This is a genomic window from Synechococcus sp. Minos11 (assembly GCF_014279855.1).
Lineage (GTDB): Bacteria > Cyanobacteriota > Cyanobacteriia > PCC-6307 > Cyanobiaceae > RCC307.
The window spans coordinates 2,168,938-2,192,756 of the sequence record NZ_CP047953.1; the positions used below are offsets into that span (position 1 = coordinate 2,168,938).

Consider the following 23,819-nt stretch of genomic DNA (forward strand, 5'->3'; position numbering starts at 1 on the left):
ATCCCTGACCAGCTCAACCCTGCCAGATCTGCACCAACGGCATTGCCGCCATCTGGCCTACTGGGATTTGCGCGCCGAAGAAGTGATGGACCGGGTGTTTGCCGCTGTGAACCCCCTCAATGGCACGGCTCTGGTAGCCGTTGCTGAGCCAACGGCTCTTGCAACAGCTCCAATTCAAGAGGACGCCGACGTTGCAGCACCCCCCTCGCCCTGGCGGCAGCGGCGCTGGTGGCTACTGCTGGGAGCCCTGTGCCTATTGAGCAGCAGCGCTGCGATCACTGCCGGGCTCCTATGGCGCGGCTGGATGCAAGCCCGCGATGAGCTGCAGCATCAGCGCCAACTGCAATTAATCGAGCGGCTCAAGCCCGCCAGCGAGCCCGCTCATGCTCCGGCCCCGATGCCGCCCTTGCGCGTTGAAATTCCGCCGGTGATTCCCCCGGCCGCAACGCTGGATCCTGCAGCTGAGCAGCCTGGTTCACCTTCACCCGTCAGTGCTGTGGTGCCAGAACTGCTGGGTGTGGTCAAAGTGCCCGGCCGCAGCGGTAGCGCCATCTTCACAACAGGCGGAAATTCACTGAGTACCGGCGTTGGCGAACCGATTGGCAGCAGCGGCTGGATCCTTGAGCAGGTGCAGGCCGATCGGGTGGTGATCCGCCAAGGCAACGACACGCTGCAACTGAGCCTGGGCCGTTAGCGTCAAAACAGTTGGCCTGGCATCAACGCTTTGCCGTCCACTTCTCAAACAAGGCTGCTGCGCGCCTCACCAGAGGTGTTGTGGCGTGATCTAAGCCTCAGCGGCAGCTTGCTCCGAGGCCCCTGGCGGCTGTGGCTGCTGGGTGATGGCAGCCCCACGCGCCACCTGCAGCTCCTAACCGGCCATCCGGTGACCATTGATCTGGCGGCCATGGCTCCAGACACCGGCAGCGATTTGCACACCCCCAGGGAGGTGCAGGAGCTGCAAGCCCCACTCCTGCGCCGCCAGGTGTGGCTCACCTGCGGCGGTGAAACCTTGGCCTGGGCTGAGAGCTGGTGGAACCAGCAGCAAGCCGAAGAACATCTCAAGGAAAAGGATCAACCGATCTGGCGCAGCCTCACCAGCAACCGCGCCGAGCTGTTTCGCGAGGTGGATGGGGTAGCGCTGGTGCAAGCCGATTGGTTGAATGAGCGTTTGCAAGGGGAGGGTCCGTTTTGGAGCCGCCACTACCGCTTCTTCCGCAAAGGCCAGCCCCTGACTGTGATCCGCGAGGTGTTTTCACCAAAATTGGAGCGCTGGCTGGGGCGGGCCATCGACGCAGAAAATAATGAAGTTTTTTTAAATATGTTCGGTAATGCTGCGAAACCCTGTTGACAGGTTGCGCGCTTTTTCCCTCGCGTCAGCATTAAGGCATCCGACGAGGGTTTTATGGAATCCCAAGTCAATTGGCTCACGCTCACCGACCTGGGACGCCGTTTTGGCCTCTCAGCGGTGAGCTGCGGCCGCATGCTCAGCACCGCTGGCATGCGCGATGACGATGGACTGCCCAGCGATGTCGCCCTCGATGGCGGCTACGCCTACCGGCGCCCCGATCAAAATGCCAACCGCTCCGTGCTTTGGCATGAAGAGCGCTGCACCGAGCTGCTGCAAAGCCTGGGCTTGCACGCCATTGATGAACAGCAGCTGGTGAGCCAGTGGGCCGATCTGCTCTCAGCCCTTGATGAAGGTTCACCCTCCATCAGCGCCTCAGCTGAGCAAATGGCTGAGGACATGCCCAAGCACCTAGTGGCTGCCGTCAATGCCCGGCTGCAATTGCTGGGCTGCGGCTTTCAGGTCAGTCAGTTCAAAACAGTGGCACAGGGCAGCTCTGGTAGCCGTACTGCTGCAACGTGAAGCTGCCGTAGTCGTGCAGGAACTCAACGCCCTGATCGCAGGGGTTGGCCACTTCGATCACCATCGGCTGCATCAGAACCGGATCAGGGGCTGCTGCGATCTGAGCGGGATCAGCGGCAGCCATCCCAACGCCCATGGCCAAGAGGCCGAGCACGGAAGGGTCCATGAGTCTTAAGTGAGTCTCATTTTTCTTTAGCCAAGGATTCGGCCTTCGCGCCACTGCTTTGGGGAATGCTCACGATCCAATCCCTTTAGGCTCAAGGCCATCCCCAACCATCCCAGACATGGCCCTGCAACGACGGCAGTTTTTGCTGTTGCTTGGTGCTGGAGTGGGCGGCGTTGCCTTGAGCACCACAACCGGTTGCAGCCAGCAGCAAACCCAGCTGCCCTTTGCACCCGTTCGCACGCCGTTGCCCTTACCAAGCGACGGATTAACCCCCAGCCAGCAACGCGAGGCCTACCGGGTGGTGCGCATCAACGATGCCCTCAGCCTGCCCGAGGGATACGACCAACAACTGCTCGCCAGCTGGGGCGACCCCGTTGGCTCCAGCCGCTTTGGCTTCAACAACGACTTCCTGGCCTTTCGCCAACTCGACACCAATAGCGCCCTACTGACCGTCAATTTCGAATACATCAGCCCGCTGCCCTGGAGCCAAGGCTTCGCTGAGGTCACCGGATCAGCCCTGCCTTACGAACAAGTCGTGCAGGCACTCGCTGGCAGCAACGGCAAGCGCGATGTTTGGGCGGATGCACCGGCTGCAGATGTAACAGCCGCCATCAACAGCGTTGCCGCAGAAGCCCTCGCCGATCAGGGCATCGGCGTGATCCGCCTAAAACGCGATGGCCAAGGCCGCTGGCAGCGGCAGCCCGGCCCAGAAGACCGCCGCATCACGGGCCTTGCTGGCCTCGATGATCCTGAGCGCCGCTTGCGCGCCACCGGTCCTGCCAGCGCCGTCTTCCGTCTCGCCCAACGCCAGGGCTACGAGGATGGCCTCGGCGATCGAATCATTGGCACCTTCGCCAACTGCGCCGGCGGCACCACCCCCTGGGGCACGGTGCTCAGCGCTGAAGAGAACTTCCAAAGCCAAGTGCCAGAAGATGTCTACGCCGACGGCAGCGCAATGGCACCGTCAGCGCGGCCATTCACCTGTCAGGCCAAACGGCTCTATGGGTTGGGCAATCCCTTTGGCCTGGCTGGCAACAAATACGGCTGGATGGTGGAGATCGATCCAGCCAACCCCGGCGACCCTGGAACGAAACACACCGCCCTCGGCCGCTTCCGCCATGAGGCTGTGGCCGTGCGAGCCCGCGCAGGGCAGCCGCTGCACGTCTACTCCGGCTGCGATCGCCGCGGCGGCCACCTCTACCGGTTCCTCAGCGATGGCATCGTCAACAACCCCAGTGATCCAGCCAACAGCCGCCTGTTTCACAGCGGCACCCTCTATGGAGCTGTGTTCAACTCCGATGGCACCGGCAGCTGGGTGGCTCTCACAGCCAACACCCCAGTGAACCCACTGCCGGCCCCAGTGAAGGTGCCCCACAGCGACCGCACGCGGGCCGGCGCCGAGAGCCTCGATAGCCCCGCTGCCACTGCCGCCTACCGCCAGCGCTACTCAACCCTGGGCGATCTCTACGCAGGCAAAGGCGAGGCTCAACTCGGTGCTCTGTTGATCGATGCCCACCTGGCCGCCAATGCCGCTGGCATCACCCCCACAGCGCGGCCGGAAGACACGGTTCTTGACCCAGCGACTGGGGATTTGCTGGTGACCTTCACCTCAGGGATGCCCGGCAACGACGGCACTCCCGATCCAGCGATCTTCCGCGGTCCCCAAGGCCAAAGCCCCTGGAATGAGGGTTGGATCATGCGCCTCAGCGAGCAGGGCGAGAACAGCTTTCGCTGGCAGATGGTGGCCACCGGTGGCGAGCCAGCAGATGGTGGTTTGGGGTTTGCCAATCCCGACAACCTGGCGGTGGATCCCACAGGCGCGCTGTGGATGGTCACCGATATCGGCACCGGCAGCCAGAACAACGACAAACAAAATGGCGGCGTCTTTGGCAACAACAGCTGCTGGGTGATTCCCACCAGCGGCAGCCAAGCAGGAGAGGCGTTCTGCTTTGCCACAGGACCCATGGAATGCGAGCTCACCGGCTTGGCCCTCACTCCCCAAGCTGATCAGCTGTTTTTAGCCGTGCAGCACCCTGGCGAGCGCCACGGCAGACGAGAGCAGAACGCCGAAGAAGCGCGCAGCTTTCAGCTGAAACTCACCAATGGCGAACCACTGGAGCAATTGCGCTGGGTTCCCCTGGGCTCCAACTGGCCGACCGGAGGCTTACCCAAGCCCGGGGTGGTGGTGATCCACCGCCGCAACGGCCAAGCGCTGCTCAGCTAAGCCGCAGCGCCTCAGCTTGCTGCTTGGCCTGATCCAGCAACTCCTTGAGATGGTCTTCATCGGTGTGGCTGAGGTTGGTCTGCAGCAGTTGGGTATGGCCGGCATGGCGGCGCAATTTCTCAATCACCCGATCGGTGGTGGCCTCTTTGACCAGCAAGCACAGTGCTGCCTTGCCGGGCTTGAGAGCTTCGCCCACCTCCTTGAGGAAACCGTCATTGATGCCGAGATCGGTCATGGCACCTGAGGCAGCACCCACGCCGGCACCGACGGCTGCTCCCACCAGGGGATTGAGGAACAACAAGCCCACCAACGTGCCCCAAAAGCCACCACTGACCGCACCAGCGGCCGTGAGGTTGAGGGCTTGGCGCAGCTCCACCTTGCCCTCGCTGTGGTGCACCACCACCACGGCATCTTCCAGGGCAATCAGATGGTCTTGCTGCAAGCCCACCAGCTCACGGCGCACTTCTTCTGCTTCGGCGGCATCGGGATACCCGAGCACGATCAGTTGGCCCATGAGCAACACGGCGTTGTCCCTTGAGCCTTTGACCGCTGGGTTAAGCCCGCGTGAACAGACCTAGCCCTGGCTGCGACGCCGAGACGAACGGGGCAACGGACGCTGGTTGCTGGGCTGGCGCCGCGGCGGCGCACTGTTTAACGGATCAGGCGCAGGCTGACGCGCCGGTTCCGGGCGCTGCCAGCGGGGCAGGCTGAAGACATCGTCATCAGGCCACTCGCTATCGGCATCATTCCAGCCCGGCACCGGCTCAGTAGGAGCTGGGCGTTGACCGCGCCTGGAGATGGCATCAAGGGGCCGCCGGCGCGAATTGCTGGAGGTGCCAGAGAAGCTCGGACGGGGCCGATTGCTGGCTGCTGCGTTGGCAGCCACACCATCCACAAACTCGCGACCGCGATCGATCCAACCTTCGAGGCGCTCCTCCAGACCACCGTCGAAGAACCGATCCACCATCACCCATTCATCCGTTGAGGCACCTTAGGCAGGCGGGGCCGCAAGGTCGCCTCACGCCGCAGACCCAGCCAGCTGATCACCCAGCCGCTCACCACCACGCCCGCCAGAAATTCAGCCACTGCACACCTCCTGAGGCCGCTCAAAGCGCAGCAGAAAGCGCGCATCCCAGCGGCCGCCATTGTGCTGCTCGCAGCAGGACCGGCAGGCCAACCCCTGGCGCCGGCGCCGGTAGGCCGCCGTGCGTCCACAGACCGGACACACAGCAATCCAGCCAGCCACAACCGCTGGCAAGGGATAGCTATGGCGCAGGCTCACCTCAAACTCCTGCTGGGCCCCATTGATCTGGGCCATGCGAGTCCGGAATTGGGGGCCATGCACCTCCTTAACCCGCTGCACCCGATCCACCCAGGCATGGATCATTTCGTGGCAGAGCGTGCTGAGGGTGGCCTCAGGGGGCAACGGCGCGAGCACCGGCCGAGACAAGACGATTTCGCAGATGCCTGGACCCCGCCGATAAAGACCGGCCGTGCGGGTCATGCGGCCATCACTCCAACGCAATTTCAGCGCTGGCCGCCCGAGCTCTCCCAGACAACCGGAAAAGTGCTCCCGGTCGAGCCGGTGGAACAGCGGCGGTAGCGGCGCGACGGGCATTGAAGCGATTGTGCGCGCAATCGTGGCCTCAGTCCTGCAGACTCGTGCCAGCCCAGCTGATGCCCCGCCCCTGCCATGGAAATGGATTGGTCACTAGCCCGTGATCTCGGCACCAAGCTGCTGCTCGCTGGCGGCGGCGCGCTGCTTCTTTATTGGACCGTCAGCGCGGTGCGCCTGGTCATCAGCGCCCGGGGCATCAACCCACTGATCAAGCAGTTCTTCACCAAGGTGGCCTCCGGTCAAATCGATGGGGCCTACCTGCTCACCACCAAGACCTACCGGCAACACGTCAACCGCCAGCAGTTCATCCGCTTCCTGGCCGGGCTCAAGCTGAACAAATACCGCAACCTGCGCTCCGGCCGCCCCCGCATCCAAGAGGGTCAGATCATGCTGACCGTGAAGCTCAAAAGCGAAGGCGGCGAGGAGCTGCCCTTGGACTTCACCTTCGTCAAAGCCGAGGACAGCTGGCGCGTTGAGCGCATTAGCCCTATCAGCGACTGAGCCCGCAAGCCATGGCGTTCACCGCCCAGCAGCAGCTGCGGGCTGCCGAACTGCGGCAGCTCCTGAACCGGGCAGCCCACGCCTATTACGTGCTGGATGCCCCTGAATTTGAAGACGCCGTCTACGACCGGCTCTACCGGGAGTTGTTGGACCTTGAGCAGCAACACCCCGAACTACTAAGCGCTGACAGTCCCACCCAGCGGGTGGGCGGCCCTCCAGCTGAGGGGTTCAGCAGCGTTGAGCACCGCATCGGCATGCTCAGCCTTGATAACGCCTTCAACGCCGAAGAGTTGCAGGCCTGGGATGGACGCCTGGGGCGCCAGCTGGAGGACAACCCTGAGCGCCAGCGCGAGTACGTCTGCGAGCTCAAGATCGATGGCAATGCCTTGGCCTTGAGCTACGCCGATGGGGTGCTGGTGCGCGCCGCCACCCGCGGAGATGGCAGCCGCGGTGAGGAGATCACCGCCAACGTGCGCACCATCCAAGCGGTGCCGCTGCGATTGCAGCTCAAGCAGCCACCGGCCTGGGTGGAAGTGCGCGGCGAGGCCTTCATCCCCGACGACACTTTTGAGGCCATCAACGCCGAGCGCCAGCAGCGCGGGGAAGCCCTCTTTGCCAATCCGCGCAATGCCTGCGCGGGCACCCTGCGGCAGCTCGACCCCAAGGTGGTGGCCGCCCGACGGCTGGACTTCTTCGCTTACACGGTGCACCTGCCAGCCGATGCAATGGGGCCCAAGAGCCAATGGGATGCTCTGCAATGGCTGGAAACTGCGGGCTTCCGCGTCAATCCCCACCGCGAACGCGCCAGCGGAGCCGATGGCGTGGTGGCCTTCTATGACCGCTGGGAGGAGCAGCGCCATCAGTTGCCCTACGCCACCGATGGAGTGGTGGTGAAGCTCGATGCGCTCGAGCGTCAGCAGCTCGCGGGCTTCACGCAAAAGGCGCCGCGCTGGGCCATCGCCCTGAAATACGCCGCCGAAGAAGCCCCCAGCCGGCTCCTGCGCCTGGTAGCCCAGGTGGGCCGCACCGGGGTGGTGACTCCCGTGGCGGAATTTGAAGCGGTGCCGCTCGCGGGCACCAGCGTCAGCCGCGCCACCTTGCACAACGCTGATCGGCTCGAGGAGCTGGATCTCCACAGCAGCGACACGATTGTGGTGCGCAAAGCCGGCGAGATCATCCCGGAAGTGCTGCGGGTGCTGCCTGAACTGCGGCCCGAGGGAGCCGAACGGCTAGAGCTACCCAGCCACTGCCCGGAATGCGGTTCATTGCTGGTGCGTGAGAGCGGAGAAGCCGCCACCCGCTGCGTGAACAGCAGCTGCCCGGCCATCCTTCGCGGTGCTCTTCGCCATTGGGTGAGCCGTCAGGCGATGGATGTCGATGGCTTGGGAGGCAAATTGATTGAACAGCTCGTCGACCGCGGCTTGGTGCGCTCCATCGCCGATCTCTACCGACTCGATGCCGCCCTGCTAGCCAGTCTCGAGCGCATGGGTGAGCAATCAGCCAGCAACTTGATTGAAGCGCTTGCCGCCTCACGCCAACGGCCATGGCACCGGTTGCTCTATGCCCTCGGCATCCACCACATCGGCAGCGTCAATGCCAAAACATTGGCCGCCGCCTTCCCCAGCTGGGAGGCGCTGCAAAGCGCCAGCGAAGAAGCGCTGAACGAGCTCTATGGCATTGGCCCCGAGATCAGCCAATCCATGCAGCAGTGGTGCAGCACCGAGGCCAATCAAAGCTTGATGGCTGAGCTCGCAGCCCTAGAACTGCCGCTAGCCAGCGACGACAACAGTGCAGAGGCTGCTGGTGCCATCGGCGCTCTAACGGGTCAAACCCTGGTGCTCACCGGCACGCTGCCCAACCTCAGCCGCCTTGAGGCACAAGCTTTGATCGAAGCCGCAGGCGGCAAGGTGACGGGCTCCGTCAGTAAAAAAACCAACTACGTGGTGGCCGGCAGCGAAGCGGGCAGCAAATTGCAAAAAGCCGAAAAACTCGGTGTTGCCATCATCGACGAGTCGGCATTGCAAGACCTGATCAACCCATGAGCCGCTCTGCCATTCACCGCTGGATCAAAACCGACTGCGGCCGTGCCAAATACGCCGAGTTGGCAAGCCGGCAAGGGTTTGCCTCCAAATTGCGGCTGGGCTGGTTTGTGCTGATTGCAGCACTGCGCGATCTACCCCTCAAGAGCACTGATCAAGCCTGAGTGATCTGACTGGCAGGCCGCTTGCTGCTTAGCCATCTGCGTTGGGGCCATCACTCTGCAAAGCCCGCTGCGCTGCCCGGCCCACCAGCCACACCACGGCCAAGGTGGCCAGCACACCAACAATGCGCAAAGCCCAGGTGAAGCCATCCGCTTCCCCGGAGAGCACCTCACCAAAACGGGCCACATCGCCTGCGAGCGCACCCAGGGCGCAGAACAGCACCGTGCCCGGAAGAATGCCGATCAAGCCAATGCTGTAGTCGCGCAGCGACACGGCACTGAGGCCATAGGCCAGGTTGAGCAGGCTGAAGGGGAAAGCCGGGGAGAGCCGTGTGAGCAGCACCAGCCGCAACCCTTCACGGCTAACGGCCGTTTCGATCGCCTGGAGCCGCGGCCAGCTGGCCAGCCGTTGGCTAGCCCAGTCATGCAACCAATGGCGGCCCAGCAAAAACGTTGCCACCGCACCCAAGCAGGCCCCTAAAAACACCAAAGCGCTGCCGCCCCAGGTGCCATAGAGCACTCCGGCCAACATCGACGCCCACACCCCAGGGAGCAACAGCGTTACCCACAGGGCATAAAGCGGCACGAACAACACAGCCCCCAGGGGGCTGCGCAGCAGCTCCAAAACCGTGTCCAGAGCGGGGGTCAGCTCGGCCATGGCCAGAACCGCCAACAAAAAGGATCCCGCCATGGTGACCGGTTCTGCCGTCAGGCGCGTTGACCAGCCGAGTGGATAGGACATCCGGAATTAACTTGCATTAATCAATAAGATTGTTGAGACTGGCTGGCCGTAACCGAATCCCGCTGGATGTCGCAGCCGCTCTTTGGCGAACTCGATCTCTTACACAGCAACCAGGGTGTGCTGATCGGCACCGCTGGCTTGGTGGTGCTGTGGGTCGCCCTCACGCTGCTGGAACGCCGCGGCCGCCGGGTGGGTGCGCTGGTCTCCCGCACGGTGAAGCGCCCGCTCACCCTGGGCCTAGCTGCTGCGCTCTACGCCGGCTGGATCACCCAACTGCTGGAGCCGGCCACCAGCAAACTCAATGGCCTGGCCAGTGCGCGGCTGTCGGCCAGCTTGATGATCGTGGCCATCAGCTGGGCAACGATTCGCCTGGGCCATGCCGTGCTGCGCTCCCGCAGCTTTGAAGAGTGGCTGAAGGTTGAAGATCCAAAAGACGAGGCGATGTTGATCAGCCTCTTGGACCGGCTCTATGTGATCGGCGTGCTGGTGGTAGCCAGCGCTGCGCTGATGGTCACCTTCGGTGTGTCCACCACCGCTGTCGCCACGCTGCTGGGCGGCGCGGGCATCGGCATCGGCTTTGGCACCCAACACATCTCCCAAAACTTCCTCTCCGGATTCATGTTGTTTTTCAATCGCCCTTTTAAAGAAGGCGATTGGATCAGCACCACCGGCCTGGAGGGAACCGTTGAAAGCATCGGTTGGTACCACACCCGTTTGCGCACCTTTGACCGCCGCCCGCTGTACATCCCCAATGCAGTGTTTGCCACCAACCCGATTGAGAACCCGGGGCAGATGTACAACCGCCGCATCAAAACCAGCCTGAGCCTTCGCTACGAAGACATCACCCGGGTCCAAACCGTCACCGAGCAGATCCGCTCGATGCTGGAAAACCATCCCAAGATCGACCAGAACCAGACGATCCTGGTGAACTTCAACGAGTGGGATAGCTCGTCGGTGAACGTGATGATCTACTGCTTCACCCACACCACGGTGTGGAAAGAGTGGCTTGATGTGCAGCAGCAGGTGTTCCTCGATATTGCCCAGATCGTCAAAGGCGCAGGCGCTGATTTCGCCTTCCCCGCCACCACCTTCTACCCAGCGCCCCAGCTGCCTGAGGAGAACGCGATCCGCAAGCTCAACGTGGCCTAATCAGCTCAGATCAGCCAAGCGCTGGCGGGCCAGCTGGGCTTGGGTTTCAGCCTCGGCCAAGTTGGCGCGGCACTCAGCCACCACGGCGGCTGGGGCCTTATCGGCGAAGTTGGGGTTGTCGAGGCGCTTCTGCAGCCCAGCGATCTCCTTCTCCGCCTTGGAGAGGTCTTTCGACAGGCGGCCCTTGAGGGCCTCAAGATCCACCAGGCCATCGATGGGCAGCAGCACCTGCAGCTCACCACTGACGCCTGCTAAAGCGCGGCCAGCCGGGGCATCCGCCAGCACCTCAACGGATTCAGCGCGGGTGAGTGCCGCAATATCAACGCTGGCGCGCCACAGGCTTTCGGCCAAATCAGAACGCATGGTGATGAACCGCACCGGTGCGGCTTGCGAGGGCTTTAACCCCGCCACAGCGCGCAGGTTGCGCACCACGCGAATGGCTTCAAACAGCTCGCTGAAGGAACGCTCCAGGGCCTCATCGAGGGCGGCCTCATCCAGCTCAGGCCAGCTCTGCAGCGCCAGATAGGTGGCGTCATCAGCGCCGGTGAGGGCATGCCAGAGCTCTTCGCTGAGGTGGGGCATCAGCGGGTGCAACATCCGCTGCAACTCCTCCATCACCTGGGCCAGCACCTGACGGGCAGTGCGCTGATCAGCCAAGGCCTCAGCGCTGGGGTTCTCACCAGGGTTGAGCCGCCGCTTGCTGAGCTCCAGATACCAATCGCAAACCTCGTTCCAGGCGAACTCATAGAGGCCTTTGGCTGCTTCCCCCAAGCCATAGCTTCTGTAGCGGGCTGCCGTCTCGCGGTTGACGCGGGCCAAGCGGGAGAGGATCCACCGATCGGCCAACTGCAGCGCCGCAGGGTCCGGCTTACCAAGGCTCTCTGGGGTCTTGCCGCCCAAATTCATCAGGGCAAAGCGTGTGGCGTTCCAGAGCTTGTTGGCGAAGTTACGGGAGGCCTCGACCGTGCCGGAGGTATCGCTCTTGCGGTCGTAATCCAGGCGAATGTCTTGTCCGGCCCCAGCCACTTCGCGCACCAGGGCAAAGCGCAGGGCATCAGCGCCGTAGCGGTCAATCAGCAGCAATGGATCAATGCCATTGCCCGCTGATTTGCTCATCTTGCGGTTGTTTTCATCGCGCACCAACCCATGGATATAGACGTCGGCAAACGGCGTCTCGCCGGTGAACGCGCCGGCCATCATCGTCATCCGGGCCACCCAGAAAAAGATGATGTCGAAGCCCGTCACAAGCAAGCTGGTGGGATACCAACGCTGCAGGTCAGCCGCGTTCTGGTCAGGCCAACCCAGGGTCGAGAAGGGCCACAGGCCGCTGGAAAACCAAGTATCGAGGGCGTCTTCGTCCTGCTCAATCTGCGCCTCAGCGCCGAACTGGGCGCGCGCTTTCTCCAGCGCCTCAGCTTCATTGCGCGCCACCACATAGGGCGTGGTGTCGGTATAGCGGCCACCGCTTTCGCTGATCACAAACCAGGCCGGGATGCGATGGCCCCACCACAGCTGGCGGCTGATGCACCAATCGCGAATGTCGGTGAGCCAATCGCGGTAGACCTTGCTCCAACGCTCCGGCACAAACTGCGGCTTGGCCTGATCGAGCGCCTCCCGGCAACGGGCCGCTAACGGCTCGGCTTTGACAAACCACTGGGTGGAGAGCAACGGCTCCACTGGCACCTTGCCGCGATCGGAATAGGGAACGCTGTGGCGGTGGGGCTCCACCTTCACCAGCAAGCCCTGCTCTTCCATGGCCGCCACCACGGCTTTGCGCGCTTCAAAGCGATCCAAACCGGCAAAGCGGCCGGCTTCACTGTTCATGCTGCCGTCCTTGGCCATCACCGTGATCAACGGCAAACCATGGCGCTGGCCAATAGCGAAGTCGTTGGGGTCATGGGCGGGCGTCACCTTGACGCACCCGGTGCCGAACTCAGCATCAACGTGCTCATCGGCCACGATCGGAATCTGGCGCCCCACCAACGGCAGTGTGAGGGTTTGACCCACCAGGGCGCTGTAGCGCCCATCGCTGGGGTTCACCGCCACGCCCGTGTCGCCCAGCATCGTTTCGGGGCGCGTTGTGGCGACTTCAAGATGGCCACTGCCATCGCTGAGGGGGTAGCGGAAATGCCAGAGGTGACCATCCACCTCTTTCATCTCCACCTCCAAATCACTCACCGCTGAACCGGAAGCCGGGCACCAATTCACCAGGTATTCGCCCCGGTAAATCAGGCCTTGCTCATGCAGGTTGACGAAGGCTTCGATCACGGCCTGGCTGCAGCCGGCATCAAGGGTGAATCGCTCGCGCTGCCAATCCACCGAGAAACCAAGACGCCGCAACTGGCTGACGATGCGCCCGCCGCTTTCGCCCTTCCAGGCCCAGCAGCGCTCTAAAAATCCCTCACGGCCCAGCTCCTCTTTGCTGCTGCCCTCAGCCTTGAGCTGTTTTTCCAGGATTGTCTGAACCGCAATCGAGGCGTGGTCGGTGCCAGGCAGGCAGAGCACGTTTTTGCCCTGCATCCGCTGAAAACGAACGATCGTGTCGATCAGCGCCGTGTTGAACGCATGGCCCATGTGCAGGCTGCCGGTCACGTTCGGTGGCGGCGTCACCAGCGAAAACGGTTCGCCAGGCGCCTCAGGATCTGGGTGAAACGCCCCTGAAGATTCCCAGGCCTGTTGCCAGCGCGCCTCAGTGGCCTGGGGGTCGTAGGTCTTGGCCAGTTCGATCACTGCAGCGGCGCGCGCGAAGCGGCCATGCTCGCAAAAGGCAGCTCAGGCTTCTGGGGCGGCGCGCCACGGAATCGCCACCAACGCATCCAGTTGCTGCCAGCTGCCGGGATCAACCACCACCAGCTCAGTGAGCTGGACCTGCTCGAGAGCAGCTCGCACATCAGCTTTAGCCAAAGGCCGCGCTGGGCCCAGCGGCATCACGAGCACCTGGGCTTCAGCCGGATCCGCCATCACTTTGAGATCGAGATCACTCAATTCGCGCTCAAAAAACAAACGCCGCAAACGGCCGGTCAACACCGGCCCCAAGGCATGGGCAAAGGCTTCCAATTCCTGCTGTTGCACGCCCGCGCCGCACTGCAGCGCCAACCAGATCAAAAACTTGGCCCAGCTCTCCCGGGTCCATAGCGGCGGGAACTCCTCACGCTGATGGCGCACCAATTCCTGCACCGCAAAGTGCAGCAATGCCCCCTGCAAATCGTTGTTGGACTGCGCTTCCGCCACTGGCTAACCGCACCACAATCCATCTCTCCTACCAGCAGATCAGACGCGCGCCGGCCATGGACTGCACCACCCAACTGGGGATGCTGCGGGAACGGCGCCAGAGGGGGCAAGCCCTCCTCGCAGGGCAGCGGGTGGTGCTCTGCAGCCAAAGCTGGCCGCTGCTGGTGAGCCAGTCCACAGCGCTGCAAGGCGGCGCTGATGTGGTGGCGGCCTGCACCACCGAAGCGGAAGCCCGCCGGCACGTGCAGCAGCGCCGCCCGCACCTGCTGATCAGCCACGACCAGCTGCAACAGGGATCCGGGCTCAACCTGGTGAGCCACTGCAAGCAGATGCAACCGAGTTTGCAGACGCTGTTGATCGTCAGCCGGCCACAGCACTTCCCTTGGCGGCAAATGCTGAGCTTGGGCGTGGATGCTGCCTGCAGCAGCGAGCAATTGGGCCGTGGCGTGCTGTTGCAGGCCTTGGAGCACCTGCAAGACGACGGCACCTGCTTCATCGATCCAGCCTTGAAACGGGTGAATGCCCAGCGCCATCCGCACCTATCGCCAAGGCAACAGCAGGTGCTTGAGGGCCTGCAAAGCCAGCACTCCCTGGCTGATCTGGCCCAGGAGCTGGGCGTGGCCCACAGCACCTTGAAGGGATATGTGCGGGAGCTCTACGAGAAGTTGGAGGTGCCCAGCCGCCACCTCGCGATCCGCAAAGGCCAGCAGCTGGGCCTGCTGCAGGCAGACTGATGCTGTTACACGCCTTCCCATGGCCCTCGACCTCAACGATCCCGATCTCGAGCTGTCCGATTTGCTGTTCGCCTATCAGACCTGGGTGCTGGCGGTCCTCAACGACGAAAAGCTCAATCCCGAGGGCGAAAAGCTCGCCACCGATGAGATCTCAGAAGACGCCATGAACGCCCTGCGTTTCCTGCCGGCGGAAGTGACATCCACCGTGGAGAGCACCCTGGCCTTGGCTTACGACGTGGACGCCGACGAGCTGACCAACCTGCTGTTCCCCGAGAGCTGATCAACCAGGAACCGCATCGCAGCTAACCAGGCCTCATCGGCAGCTTGAGGGTCCCAGCGGGGCCCGTCATCCCGCATGAACGTGTGATCGGCCTCAAACAGCCTGCTGCTGTGGTTGATCCCGCTGGCTTGAAAAGCGGCAAGCACCTGCTGCAACGCTTCAGGTGGCACGTGGGGATCGAGGCTGCCGAACACGGTGAACACCGCCGCTTGAATCTGGTTCAAACGCTCAAGGGTGTCGGCACGATCAGCACCGAGAACCCCGTCTTGCAAACCAGTGGGGTAGCAACAAACAGCCGCCTTCACGCGCTGATCTAAGGCTGCGCGCAGGGCTAGATGGCCCCCCAGGCAAAAACCAAAGCTCGCCAACTGCTGCCCATCAACACTGGATTGCTCACTGAGCCAATCGAGTACGGCACCAGCATCAGCGTCGTAAGCGGAAACCGGCGTTGCTTTGGCATCGGCATTGCCGCGCAGGCGGCCCACACCACCGGGTTCCATCACCGTGCCGGGGCGCTCAAGTCGGTGAAAGATCTCCGGTGCCGCCACGACGTAGCCGTATCCAGCCAAACGGTTTGCCAAGCGCAGCATCGGCTCACCGAGTTGGTAGATGTCGGAGAAGAACACCACCCCCGGATAGCGGCCTTCAGGCTTGGGCTGGGCGACATGGAGCCGCATCAGCGAGCCATCCACCATCAACCCCTGCTGCTGCTGGGTGATCTGCACAGCTCTGGTAACGAGATATCAGAACCCTAAAAACAATCCATTTAGGCGTCAGGCATTGACCAGCCCAAGCGGTAGCTAAGAGCAACAGGTATTGCTGTTTGAGCCATGTTCAAAGCGTTGACCAGTGCAGCTCTTCTCGTTGTTGCCACTGCAGGTTCGGCTCTGGCACAAGTTCCCCCCAGCCAAGTGCGAGCAGCCAATTTGGCTCGCATGGAGGCTGAACGCATCAATGGCGGACTCAGCAAATACTTCACCGCCAATTGCATGCACCGCTCAGGCGGCGGCAACTGCCTCGTCAATGAGAGTGCCGATGGCTACCTGTTCAACTTCCTGGGTGGAGCACCTGGCTGGGAAGTGAATCAGCAGCCAGCCTCCGTGCAAACCAAAATCTTGATCGGCCCAGAAGGCAACCAGGTCAAAGAGGTCATCTACAACGGCGCCCCCCAATAGGAGCAACACCCATGGCTTTTCTGCTCAAGGTCCGCTGGGAGATCAAGCCGGGCCTACACAACCAGTTCTGCCAAAGCGAGAAAGCACTGGCCGAGGTGATGCCCCATCACCCCGGAGTGATCTGTTACCACGCCGATTACCCCGAGCCGAATCTGAGCGAATGGGTGGAGATCTATGCCAACGACGACACCTTCGCCTCCCACCTCGATGACCCTGCCGCCAGCAAACCACTGGGGGAGCTGATTGATTGCTGCAGCAAGGTGTCGTGCCGCTGTTGGGGTGATCCCAACCCCGCATCCAAAGAACGGCTCAAAGCCTTCGCCGCTGAATACCAAAACACTGGTAAGGGCTCTTTTGTGCTGAACCCCAACGCCGATCCTCACTCCCACATCTGAGGAGATGGATCAGCGCCAGCGCTGATCCATCGAGCAATCCATGCAGTAATGCGAGCGAAATTTGGAGCTTGGTTGCTCCATCGACGTTCGCCAGTCGCTGTATTGGGGCGACTGCATGCGATTCAGAAGCCAGCTGACACTTCGCGCCTGGGATGCCGCAGAGTTGTGCTGTGCCAATGCGGGAGCTCCCAACGGCATCAGCGCCAGGACAACCGCGATTAAGGCAATGAACTCGCCATGCATGGGTCGATAGAGCACCTAGATCGACCTTCGCTCCGGCAAGCCCGGCGCAATGAAAGGGCAGCCATGAATGGGCTGAACATTGCCTGAGAACCATGCCCGGTGCCGGGTTCGAACCAGCGACATCCTCTTTGTAAGAGAGGCGCTCTACCGCTGAGCTAACCGGGCGGTTTGACCATTGTGCCAAGTGGCTTGAGCCTGGATCCTGAGCTCAGCTGGAACACCGCAACCTGGCCAGCGGCCGCCGCCACGATCAAGCCACCTGGGCCATCAGCTGGCTGCTGGGGCTGGTCATTGCACTCCTGCTGGGTTGGCCCACCGGGCTCACGGCCGGGCTGGCTTTTCTGGTTGGTGGGCTGTGGCTCTCACCGGATCTCGACACCCTCAGCCGCCCCAGCAAACGTTGGGGCTGGCTAGCGGTGCTTTGGTGGCCCTACCGCCGCCTGGTGCGCCATCGCGGCTGGATGTCCCACACCCCACTGCTGGGTAGCGCTTGCCGGCTGCTGCTGCTGCTGGGCTGGCTGCTGCTGGCCCTGGTTGGGCTACAAGCCATCGGCGGGCCAGGGCCGCTGTGGGGCATCCAACAAATCGAAACGCTGTGGCGGGCTTATCCACAGCAACTGATCACAGCCCTAGTGGCGATTGAAGCCAGCGCCTGGCTGCATCTGCTGCAGGATGGCGACCCGATGCCACCCCCGTTGCGCCGGTGACTGATCCCTCTACCAGCAGCGCCGCCATCGAGAAGCTGATGGCCGTGGTGGCCCAACTGCGCAACCCCGAGGGCGGTTGCCCATGGGATCTGGCGCAAACCCACCAATCCCTGCTGCCCTACGTGCTGGAGGAGGCCCACGAGGTGGCCGATGCCCTGCGCTCGGGAGATGACACAGAGCTCGGCGATGAACTCGGTGATCTGCTGCTGCAGGTGGTGCTGCATGCCCAGATCGCTGCCGAGCGTCAGGCCTTTGATTTGGCCCAGATCGCTGACGGCATCAGCGCCAAGTTGGTGCGGCGCCATCCCCATGTCTTTGGCGGGGAAGCCCGCAGCTGGGATGAGATCAAAGCTGAGGAGCGAGCAGCCCGCGGCCAGAGCGACGCCAGCCTCAGTGATCGCCTACGCCGCAAAGTGCGCGGCTTAGGGCCCTTGGCTGGGGCCATGGTGATCTCCTGCAAAGCGGCAGCAGCGGGCTTCGAGTGGGACTCGATGGAGGGGGTCTGGGAGAAGGTGCACGAGGAGCTCGATGAGCTCAAAGAAGCGGTGGCCAGCGGCGATCAAGCCCACGCCGAAAGCGAGCTCGGCGATCTGATGTTCACCCTGGTGAATGTGGCGCGCTGGTGTGAACTCAGCCCCCAAGAAGGCCTCAACGGCACCAACCAGCGCTTCCTGCAGCGCTTCGCCAAGGTGGAAGCCGCCCTGGGTGGTGACCTCTCCGGCCGCAACATCAAAGAACTCGAAGGCCTCTGGCAGAAAGCCAAAGCTGAGCTGCGCTCAGAGCAAGGTGACGGCGCCTGAGGCGATATCGAAATAACTCGGCTGAATCTTGAGCCGGCCTTCAGCAACGGCCTGCTGCAACACCGCACTGCGCTCAGAGAGCTGGGCAGCGGCATAAACCGCGTTGTGCTGAATGCCTCGCGGCAGGTCATCGCGCGGTTCTAAAGCCGCACGGATCGGCGTCACCAACTCCTCCAACAAGGGGGTTAACGGGTCTTTGCCCAAAGCCGCCGTGACTGCACCGCAGCCGCTGTGGCCCATCACCAGGATCAGCGGCACCTGCAGCAGCTCAACGGCATATTCCAGCGAGGCCACCCCTTCGTTGAAGGCGGTGTTGCCAGCACTGCGCACACCAAATAATTCCCCAGCTCCAGCACAAAAAATCCACTCCACTGGAATGCGTGAATCGGCGCAGGTGAGCACGGCCGCCCAGGGGTGCTGGCCTTTGGCCAGGGCCTTGGGATCCACCTGGCAGTGCTCCCCCAGCAAGGCCTGCAGCAAGGTCATCCGCAGCTGCGGGTCCTGCTCTTGGGCCGCCCGGCTCCAGGCCGCTGCGAAGCGGGCATTGCCCGCCTGCAAGGCCTGCAGAGGGTCGTCGTGGGGGCTGCACACAGCCAGCCGCTCCATCAGCGTAGGGTCCGCAGCGCCGGCGACCGCCGGCTGCGGCCGCCAGGCCAACCCCAAGCTCGCCAGTCCCAAGGTCTGCAAAAGCTGCCTGCGGCTGCTGCCCATCGAGGTCCCTCCTGACAAGGGTGCTTGCTCCGTTCTTAGCTGGAGTGATCGGCCGCCACCACAACCCGCCATGACCAGCTCCGGTTGGATTGATGAACACCACAACGGGGTGCGCTACGGCCTAGCCGGTGCGGTGCTGCACGAAGAGCACAGCCCGTTTCAGCGCGTCACGATCATTGAGAGCGACCGCTACGGCAAAGGGCTGCTGCTCGATGGCTGCTGGATGACCGCTGAGCGGCAAGAACGGCACTACCACGAGGCCCTGGTGCATCCGGCCCTGTGCAGCGCCGAGCGCATTGAGCGAGTGCTGGTGATCGGCGGCGGTGATGGCGGCACAGCCCGCGAGTGCCTGCGCCATGGGGAGGTGCAGCAGCTGGATTTGGTGGAGATCGATGGCCGTGTGGTGGAGCTCAGCCAGCAGCACCTACCGAGCATCGGCGGCAGTGCCTGGAGCGATCGCCGGCTGCAGCTCACGATTGGCGATGGCATTGCCTGGGCCGCCAATGCCGCTGACGGGAGCTACGACGTGGTGCTGGTGGATGGCTCCGATCCAGCTGGCCCCGCCGAAGGGCTCTTCAATCGCGCCTTTTTTGAACATTGCCGCCGCCTATTGCGGCCTGGCGGTGTGTTTGGCACCCAAAGCGAATCACCTGAGGCCTTCCGCCAGGTGCATCTCGACACGGTGCAGCTGCTGCGGGAGGTGTTCGGCCATGCCGATCCGCTCTATGGCTGGGTGCCGATGTATCCCAGCGGCTGGTGGAGCTGGACCTTCGCCGCCACGGATGGCGCCCGCTACCGCCAGGCCAAGCCGGAACGCGCTGCTGCCGTGGCCGCCAGCTGTGAGATCTGGAGCCCCCGCTGGCAACGGGGGGGGTTTGATGCGATTCCCGCCGGCATCGAGCGGGCCTTGGAGACTTAAACGATGACGGCGATACCCAAAGAGTTGTTCAACCGCGACGGCGCCATCTACATGGGGGCCCAGCGCGATCCAGCCGGCTGCCAGGTAGGCCTGTTTGGCGTGCCCTACGACGGCACCACCTCCTTTCGCCCCGGCACCCGCTTTGGCCCGGCCGCCATCCGCCAGGTGAGCGATGGCCTGGAGACCTATGACCCCCAACTGGATGCCGATCTCGAGGACATCGCCTTCGCGGATCTGGGCGCTGTTGAGATCTCCTTTGGGGCTCCTGAGCCGGTGGTGGAGGCCGTGCGGCAAGCCACCAATGCCGTGCTGGACCTTGGGCTCAAACCCTTAATGCTCGGCGGCGAGCACTCCATCAGCAGCGGCGCGGTGGCGGCTGTGGCGGAGCGCTATCCGGATCTGGTTCTGCTCCAGCTCGATGCCCATGCCGATCTGCGCGAGAGCTGGCTAGGAGGCCGCCATAGCCATGCCTGCGCCATGCGGCGCTGCCTGGAGGTGTTGCCCAGCGGTGAGCTCCTGCAGCTCGCCATCCGCAGCGGCACCAAGCAGGAATTCCAAGAATTGCGGCGGGAACAACGGCTGGTGGGGATGCAACAGCTCGCCGCGCGGTTGCAGGCCATCCAAGGCCGGCCGCTGTACTTAACCGTTGATCTGGATTGGTTTGATCCCTCGGTGATGCCCGGCACTGGCACCCCCGAACCAGGCGGCTACCTGTGGGCAGATTTCGCTGAACTCACGGCTCTGCTGCAGGGGCAGAACCTGGTGGCCGCTGATGTGGTGGAGCTAGCCCCCGGACTCGATTCCAGTGGCTGCAGCAGCGTGCTGGCCGCCAAGGTGGTGCGCAGCCTGCTGCTCAGCCTCGCGGCGCCGTGAGGCCTGAGAGGCGCAGCTGCTGACTATCGGCGGGTTTGACGCCTTGATGCTCGTGATGGGCCCAGTCCGGCAGCTCTGGCGGCTTGGCGGTCCAGTGGTGGCAGCTCAAATCCGCAGTCAGGTCGGGATGGAGCATCACCCTGCGCAGGCGGCACCAGGAGGAATCCGCTGCCGGATGGCAGTGGCGACAACTGCGGCAGCAAGGCCTCGCTGACATCCACCCAACTGAAGTGGTTTCAACGTAATGACGTCACCAGTGGCGCCAATGGTCCGCACCACAATCCCCAGGTTGTCTACGGGAGACTGAAGCAAATCTGTGGCCCGCCGCGATGCTGCACACCCCCCTATTTGAGCTCTGCCGTGAAGCCGGTGGCCGCATGGTGCCGTTTGCCGGCTGGGAGATGGCGGTGCAATTCGAGGGCCTGATGGCCGAGCACCGGGCTGTACGGCAACGCTGCGGTGTGTTCGATATCTCGCACATGGGCGTGCTGACGCTCACGGGATCAGGCGTCAAAGACAACCTCCAGGGGCTGGTGCCCAGCGATCTGCAGCGCATTGGCCCCGGCGAAGCCCAATACACGGTTCTTCTGAATGAAGCCGGTGGCATCCGCGACGACCTGATCGTTTACGACCGCAGCGACACCGAAGTGGTGGTGGTGATCAACGCCGCCTGCGCCGACAGCGACACCGCCTGGATCAAGCAACAACTCGAACCCCAAGGGGTGAGCGTTAGCGACCGCAAAGCTGGTGGCGTGCTGCTGGCGCTGCAGGGCCCTGAAGCCGTGGGGCGCCTGGAGCAGCTCTGCGGCGAGAGCCTGGCGGGCGTGCCGCGCTTTGGCCACCGCGACCTGACCATCAAGGGAGAGCCCGTGTTTGCCGCCCGCACCGGCTACACCGGTGAAGACGGCTTTGAGCTGTTGCTCACAGCCAGCGCCGGCCAAGCCCTATGGCGCCAGCTGCTTGAGGACGGCGTGGCGCCTTGCGGCCTGGGCGCCCGCGACAGCCTGCGCCTGGAGGCGGCCATGCACCTCTATGGCAACGACATGGATGCCAACACCAGCCCGCTGGAATGCGGCCTCGGCTGGCTGGTGCACCTGGAGATGCCGATCGAGTTTGTGGGCCGCGAAGCGCTCGAGCGCCAAACCGCCGAAGGCGTCAGCCGCAAGCTGGTGGGGCTACAGCTGCAAGGCCGGGCCATTGCTCGCCACGACTACCCGGTACTGCACAACGGTGAGCCCGTGGGGGTTGTCACCAGCGGCACCTTCTCGCCAACCCTGGAGCACCCGGTCGCCCTGGCCTCGGTGCGGGCGGATTTGGCCAAGCTCGGCAACGAACTGATGGTGGAGATCCGCGGCCGCCAAGAACCAGCGGTGGTGGTCAAGCGGCCCTTCTACCGGCGGCAGGGGTAGGCACCCCCCGCGTGGGATCATCCGGGGTTACTGACGTTCCCCCACCATGCGCAGCCACTCCTGCGGCGATCTGCGCAGCGATGCCATCGACAGCACCGTTCTGCTCAGCGGCTGGGTGGATCGCCGCCGAGACCATGGCGGGGTGATCTTCATCGACCTGCGTGATCGCAGTGGCACCGTGCAGATCACGGTGGATCCCGATCTCGGCGCCGAGGCCTTCGCTGTTGCTGAACACCTGCGCAATGAAACGGTGCTGCAGGTGGAAGGGCGGGTGCGCGCCCGCCCCGATGAATCCCGCAACGAGCGCCTGGCCACTGGCGAGGTGGAAGTGCTGGCCCAGCGCCTGAAGGTGCTCAATGCCCCCAGCCGCAACCTGCCGTTTGCGGTTTCCGTGCACGACGACGAGCAGGTGCGCGAGGAGCTGCGCCTGCGGCACCGCTATCTGGATCTGCGCCGCGAGCGCATGCGCCGCAACCTCAGCCTGCGGCACCAAACGGTGCGAACCGCGCGCCGCTTCCTCGAAGACGAGGGCTTCATCGAAGTGGAAACGCCGGTGCTGACCCGCTCCACCCCAGAGGGCGCCCGCGACTACTTGGTGCCATCACGCGTGTGCGGTGGTGAGTGGTTTGCCCTGCCCCAATCACCACAGCTGTTCAAGCAGCTGCTGATGGTGGGCGGACTGGAGCGGTACTACCAAGTGGCCCGCTGCTTCCGCGACGAAGACCTCAGGGCCGATCGCCAGCCGGAATTCACCCAGCTGGACATGGAGATGAGCTTCCTGGATCAAGAGCAGATCCTCGATCTCAATGAGCGCCTGATCGCCCGCATCTGGAAGCTGGTGAAAGGTGTGGAGCTCTCGCTGCCGCTACCGCGCATGACCTGGCATGAGGCCATGGAGCGCTACGGCACCGATCGGCCCGACACCCGTTACGGCATGGAGCTGGTGAGCGTCAGCGACATCGTTGCTGACATGGGTTTCAAGGTGTTCTCCGGCGCGGTTGCCGCTGGTGGCTCGGTCAAATGCATCACCGTGCCCGGCGGCAATGACAAGGTCAGCAATGTGCGCATCAAGCCCGGCGGTGATGTGTTCAGCGAAGCGCAAAAGGCTGGAGCAGGCGGCTTGGCCTTCATCCGGGTGCGCGACGGCGGTGAGATCGACACCATCGGCGCCATCAAAGACAACCTCAGCGATGAGAAAAAAGCTGAGCTGCTGCAGCGCACCGGCGCCGAGCCCGGCAGCTTGATCCTGTTCGGTGCCGGCGATACCGCCACGGTGAACAAGGCTCTCGATCGGGTGCGCCAATACCTGGCCAAAGAGCTGGAGATGGTGCCGGCTGAGGCCTGGAACTTCCTCTGGGTGGTGGATTTCCCGATGTTCGAATTCAACGCCGACGAGAACCGGCTCGAAGCGCTGCATCACCCGTTCTGCGCTGCCAACCCCGAGGACCTTGGCGACGATCCAGCCCTATGGAGCGAGCGGCTGCCCACGGCTCGCGCCCAGGCCTACGACCTGGTGCTCAATGGCCTGGAGCTGGGCGGGGGTTCGCTGCGCATCCACGATGCGGCCTTGCAGAACCAGGTGCTGCAGACCATTGGCCTGGCCCAAGAGGAAGCCCAAGAGCAATTTGGCTTCCTGCTCGAAGCCCTGGAGATGGGCGCCCCACCCCACGGCGGCATTGCCTTTGGCCTCGATCGCATGGTGATGCTGCTGGCGGGTGAGGAGTCGATCCGCGACACGATTGCCTTCCCCAAGACGCAACAGGCCCGCTGCCTGATGACATCTGCCCCAGGCGGTGCCAGCGACAAGCAACTCGAGGAATTGCATGTGGCCAGCACCTGGGTGGAACCGGAAGAAAACTGAATCAGAATTTTCCT

At 63.3% G+C, this 23,819-nt stretch carries 28 protein-coding genes and 1 tRNA gene; 18 read left to right on the forward strand and 11 right to left on the reverse strand.

Annotated elements, in window-relative coordinates; all coding sequences use genetic code 11:
• Window positions 1-67: 67 nt before the first annotated feature.
• From SynMINOS11_RS12160 to SynMINOS11_RS12170, 3 genes are read left to right on the forward strand one after another with little or no spacing between them, the layout of a single operon-like run.
• Window positions 68-694, forward strand: coding sequence for a hypothetical protein (locus SynMINOS11_RS12160; protein WP_186548812.1), 627 nt, complete (start codon window positions 68-70; stop codon window positions 692-694).
• Between the two features lie 57 nt (window positions 695-751).
• Window positions 752-1,348: a chorismate lyase gene (locus tag SynMINOS11_RS12165; RefSeq protein WP_186550877.1), complete on the forward strand. Its 597-nt coding sequence runs from the start codon at window positions 752-754 to the stop codon at window positions 1,346-1,348.
• A 54-nt stretch (window positions 1,349-1,402) separates the two neighbouring features.
• Window positions 1,403-1,867, forward strand: a complete 465-nt coding sequence (locus SynMINOS11_RS12170; RefSeq protein ID WP_011936814.1) for a hypothetical protein — start codon at window positions 1,403-1,405, stop codon at window positions 1,865-1,867.
• Here SynMINOS11_RS12170 and SynMINOS11_RS12175 read toward each other — a convergent pair.
• Window positions 1,818-2,033, reverse strand: a complete 216-nt coding sequence (locus SynMINOS11_RS12175; protein WP_186548814.1) for a hypothetical protein — start codon at window positions 2,031-2,033, stop codon at window positions 1,818-1,820. The two genes, SynMINOS11_RS12170 and SynMINOS11_RS12175, sit on opposite strands and share 50 nt — an antisense overlap.
• A gap of 118 nt (window positions 2,034-2,151) precedes the next feature.
• On the opposite strand from SynMINOS11_RS12175, the gene SynMINOS11_RS12180 reads away from it, so the two are divergent.
• Window positions 2,152-4,257 (forward strand): PhoX family protein, encoded by a 2,106-nt coding sequence (locus tag SynMINOS11_RS12180; protein WP_186548816.1) that lies wholly within the window; start codon window positions 2,152-2,154, stop codon window positions 4,255-4,257.
• Here SynMINOS11_RS12180 and SynMINOS11_RS12185 read toward each other — a convergent pair.
• The 3 genes from SynMINOS11_RS12185 to SynMINOS11_RS12195 all read right to left on the reverse strand — a co-directional run bounded on the left by SynMINOS11_RS12185 (window position 4,250) and on the right by SynMINOS11_RS12195 (window position 5,875).
• Complete coding sequence (locus SynMINOS11_RS12185; protein WP_186548818.1) at window positions 4,250-4,771, reverse strand: DUF1269 domain-containing protein; 522 nt, start codon at window positions 4,769-4,771, stop codon at window positions 4,250-4,252. The two genes, SynMINOS11_RS12180 and SynMINOS11_RS12185, sit on opposite strands and share 8 nt — an antisense overlap.
• A 60-nt stretch (window positions 4,772-4,831) precedes the next feature.
• Window positions 4,832-5,221, reverse strand: a complete 390-nt coding sequence (locus tag SynMINOS11_RS12190; RefSeq protein ID WP_186548819.1) for a hypothetical protein — start codon at window positions 5,219-5,221, stop codon at window positions 4,832-4,834.
• Window positions 5,222-5,335: 114 nt separating this feature from the next.
• Window positions 5,336-5,875 carry a SprT family zinc-dependent metalloprotease gene (locus tag SynMINOS11_RS12195; protein WP_186548821.1) on the reverse strand — a complete coding sequence of 180 codons (540 nt, stop codon included), beginning with the start codon at window positions 5,873-5,875 and terminating at the stop codon, window positions 5,336-5,338.
• Window positions 5,876-5,956: 81 nt separating this feature from the next.
• On the opposite strand from SynMINOS11_RS12195, the gene SynMINOS11_RS12200 reads away from it, so the two are divergent.
• From SynMINOS11_RS12200 to SynMINOS11_RS12210, 3 genes are read left to right on the forward strand one after another with little or no spacing between them, the layout of a single operon-like run.
• Window positions 5,957-6,376 (forward strand): hypothetical protein, encoded by a 420-nt coding sequence (locus tag SynMINOS11_RS12200; protein ID WP_043738467.1) that lies wholly within the window; start codon window positions 5,957-5,959, stop codon window positions 6,374-6,376.
• Window positions 6,377-6,387: 11 nt separating this feature from the next.
• Window positions 6,388-8,418, forward strand: coding sequence for an NAD-dependent DNA ligase LigA (ligA, locus tag SynMINOS11_RS12205; protein WP_186548823.1), 2,031 nt, complete (start codon window positions 6,388-6,390; stop codon window positions 8,416-8,418).
• Window positions 8,415-8,579 carry a hypothetical protein gene (locus tag SynMINOS11_RS12210; RefSeq protein ID WP_186548825.1) on the forward strand — a complete coding sequence of 55 codons (165 nt, stop codon included), beginning with the start codon at window positions 8,415-8,417 and terminating at the stop codon, window positions 8,577-8,579. The genes ligA and SynMINOS11_RS12210 overlap by 4 nt, the downstream gene beginning before the upstream one ends.
• Before the next feature lie 28 nt (window positions 8,580-8,607).
• On the opposite strand, the gene SynMINOS11_RS12215 is transcribed toward SynMINOS11_RS12210, so the two are convergent.
• Window positions 8,608-9,234, reverse strand: coding sequence for a TVP38/TMEM64 family protein (locus SynMINOS11_RS12215; protein WP_186550879.1), 627 nt, complete (start codon window positions 9,232-9,234; stop codon window positions 8,608-8,610).
• Between the two features lie 150 nt (window positions 9,235-9,384).
• Between SynMINOS11_RS12215 and SynMINOS11_RS12220 the strand changes: the two genes are divergently transcribed.
• A complete protein-coding gene (locus SynMINOS11_RS12220; RefSeq protein WP_186548827.1) occupies window positions 9,385-10,467 on the forward strand; it encodes a mechanosensitive ion channel family protein in 1,083 nt (360 codons plus the stop codon).
• On the opposite strand, the gene SynMINOS11_RS12225 is transcribed toward SynMINOS11_RS12220, so the two are convergent.
• Together SynMINOS11_RS12225 and SynMINOS11_RS12230 are read right to left on the reverse strand one after the other, a co-directional pair.
• Window positions 10,468-13,197, reverse strand: coding sequence for a valine--tRNA ligase (locus SynMINOS11_RS12225; protein WP_186548829.1), 2,730 nt, complete (start codon window positions 13,195-13,197; stop codon window positions 10,468-10,470).
• 42 nt (window positions 13,198-13,239) lie between these two features.
• Complete coding sequence (locus SynMINOS11_RS12230; protein WP_186548831.1) at window positions 13,240-13,698, reverse strand: protein phosphatase; 459 nt, start codon at window positions 13,696-13,698, stop codon at window positions 13,240-13,242.
• Window positions 13,699-13,754: 56 nt separating this feature from the next.
• On the opposite strand from SynMINOS11_RS12230, the gene SynMINOS11_RS12235 reads away from it, so the two are divergent.
• Together SynMINOS11_RS12235 and SynMINOS11_RS12240 are read left to right on the forward strand one after the other, a co-directional pair.
• On the forward strand, window positions 13,755-14,432 hold the full coding sequence (locus SynMINOS11_RS12235; protein ID WP_186548833.1) for a helix-turn-helix transcriptional regulator: 678 nt from the start codon (window positions 13,755-13,757) through the stop codon (window positions 14,430-14,432).
• 19 nt (window positions 14,433-14,451) lie between these two features.
• Window positions 14,452-14,712 carry a hypothetical protein gene (locus SynMINOS11_RS12240; protein WP_011936832.1) on the forward strand — a complete coding sequence of 87 codons (261 nt, stop codon included), beginning with the start codon at window positions 14,452-14,454 and terminating at the stop codon, window positions 14,710-14,712.
• Here the strand turns inward: SynMINOS11_RS12240 and SynMINOS11_RS12245 are convergent.
• Entirely contained in the window at window positions 14,661-15,437 is a 777-nt protein-coding gene (locus SynMINOS11_RS12245) for a dienelactone hydrolase family protein (protein WP_186548835.1), read from the reverse strand. The two genes, SynMINOS11_RS12240 and SynMINOS11_RS12245, sit on opposite strands and share 52 nt — an antisense overlap.
• Before the next feature lie 105 nt (window positions 15,438-15,542).
• Here SynMINOS11_RS12245 and SynMINOS11_RS12250 point away from each other — a divergent pair, with 105 nt between their 5' ends.
• Both SynMINOS11_RS12250 and SynMINOS11_RS12255 read left to right on the forward strand, forming a co-directional pair.
• Window positions 15,543-15,887, forward strand: a complete 345-nt coding sequence (locus SynMINOS11_RS12250) for a hypothetical protein (protein ID WP_186548837.1) — start codon at window positions 15,543-15,545, stop codon at window positions 15,885-15,887.
• An 11-nt stretch (window positions 15,888-15,898) separates the two neighbouring features.
• On the forward strand, window positions 15,899-16,282 hold the full coding sequence (locus tag SynMINOS11_RS12255) for a hypothetical protein (protein ID WP_186548839.1): 384 nt from the start codon (window positions 15,899-15,901) through the stop codon (window positions 16,280-16,282).
• A 336-nt stretch (window positions 16,283-16,618) separates the two neighbouring features.
• Here SynMINOS11_RS12255 and SynMINOS11_RS12260 read toward each other — a convergent pair.
• Window positions 16,619-16,690: transfer RNA gene (locus SynMINOS11_RS12260), tRNA-Val, on the reverse strand.
• Between the two features lie 125 nt (window positions 16,691-16,815).
• Between SynMINOS11_RS12260 and SynMINOS11_RS12265 the strand changes: the two genes are divergently transcribed.
• Together SynMINOS11_RS12265 and mazG are read left to right on the forward strand one after the other, a co-directional pair.
• Entirely contained in the window at window positions 16,816-17,232 is a 417-nt protein-coding gene (locus tag SynMINOS11_RS12265; protein ID WP_370586205.1) for a metal-binding protein, read from the forward strand.
• On the forward strand, window positions 17,229-18,032 hold the full coding sequence (mazG, locus tag SynMINOS11_RS12270; protein WP_186548841.1) for a nucleoside triphosphate pyrophosphohydrolase: 804 nt from the start codon (window positions 17,229-17,231) through the stop codon (window positions 18,030-18,032). The genes SynMINOS11_RS12265 and mazG overlap by 4 nt, the downstream gene beginning before the upstream one ends.
• On the opposite strand, the gene SynMINOS11_RS12275 is transcribed toward mazG, so the two are convergent.
• Entirely contained in the window at window positions 18,009-18,638 is a 630-nt protein-coding gene (locus SynMINOS11_RS12275) for a carbonic anhydrase (protein ID WP_255445417.1), read from the reverse strand. The genes mazG and SynMINOS11_RS12275 overlap by 24 nt on opposite strands.
• 175 nt (window positions 18,639-18,813) lie before the next feature.
• Here SynMINOS11_RS12275 and speE point away from each other — a divergent pair, with 175 nt between their 5' ends.
• Both speE and speB read left to right on the forward strand, forming a co-directional pair.
• The gene (gene speE / locus SynMINOS11_RS12280; RefSeq protein WP_186548846.1) at window positions 18,814-19,662 is read left to right on the forward strand and encodes a polyamine aminopropyltransferase; all 849 of its coding nucleotides are present in this window, start codon (window positions 18,814-18,816) and stop codon (window positions 19,660-19,662) included.
• Between the two features lie 3 nt (window positions 19,663-19,665).
• A complete protein-coding gene (gene speB / locus SynMINOS11_RS12285) occupies window positions 19,666-20,535 on the forward strand; it encodes an agmatinase (RefSeq protein ID WP_186548848.1) in 870 nt (289 codons plus the stop codon).
• Here the strand turns inward: speB and SynMINOS11_RS12290 are convergent.
• The gene (locus SynMINOS11_RS12290) at window positions 20,516-20,752 is read right to left on the reverse strand and encodes a hypothetical protein (RefSeq protein ID WP_186548850.1); all 237 of its coding nucleotides are present in this window, start codon (window positions 20,750-20,752) and stop codon (window positions 20,516-20,518) included. The genes speB and SynMINOS11_RS12290 overlap by 20 nt on opposite strands.
• Window positions 20,753-20,864: 112 nt before the next feature.
• On the opposite strand from SynMINOS11_RS12290, the gene gcvT reads away from it, so the two are divergent.
• Together gcvT and aspS are read left to right on the forward strand one after the other, a co-directional pair.
• A complete protein-coding gene (gene gcvT / locus SynMINOS11_RS12295) occupies window positions 20,865-21,944 on the forward strand; it encodes a glycine cleavage system aminomethyltransferase GcvT (RefSeq protein ID WP_186548852.1) in 1,080 nt (359 codons plus the stop codon).
• Window positions 21,945-21,990: 46 nt separating this feature from the next.
• Window positions 21,991-23,805, forward strand: a complete 1,815-nt coding sequence (aspS, locus tag SynMINOS11_RS12300; RefSeq protein ID WP_186548854.1) for an aspartate--tRNA ligase — start codon at window positions 21,991-21,993, stop codon at window positions 23,803-23,805.
• Window positions 23,806-23,819: the final 14 nt, after the last annotated feature.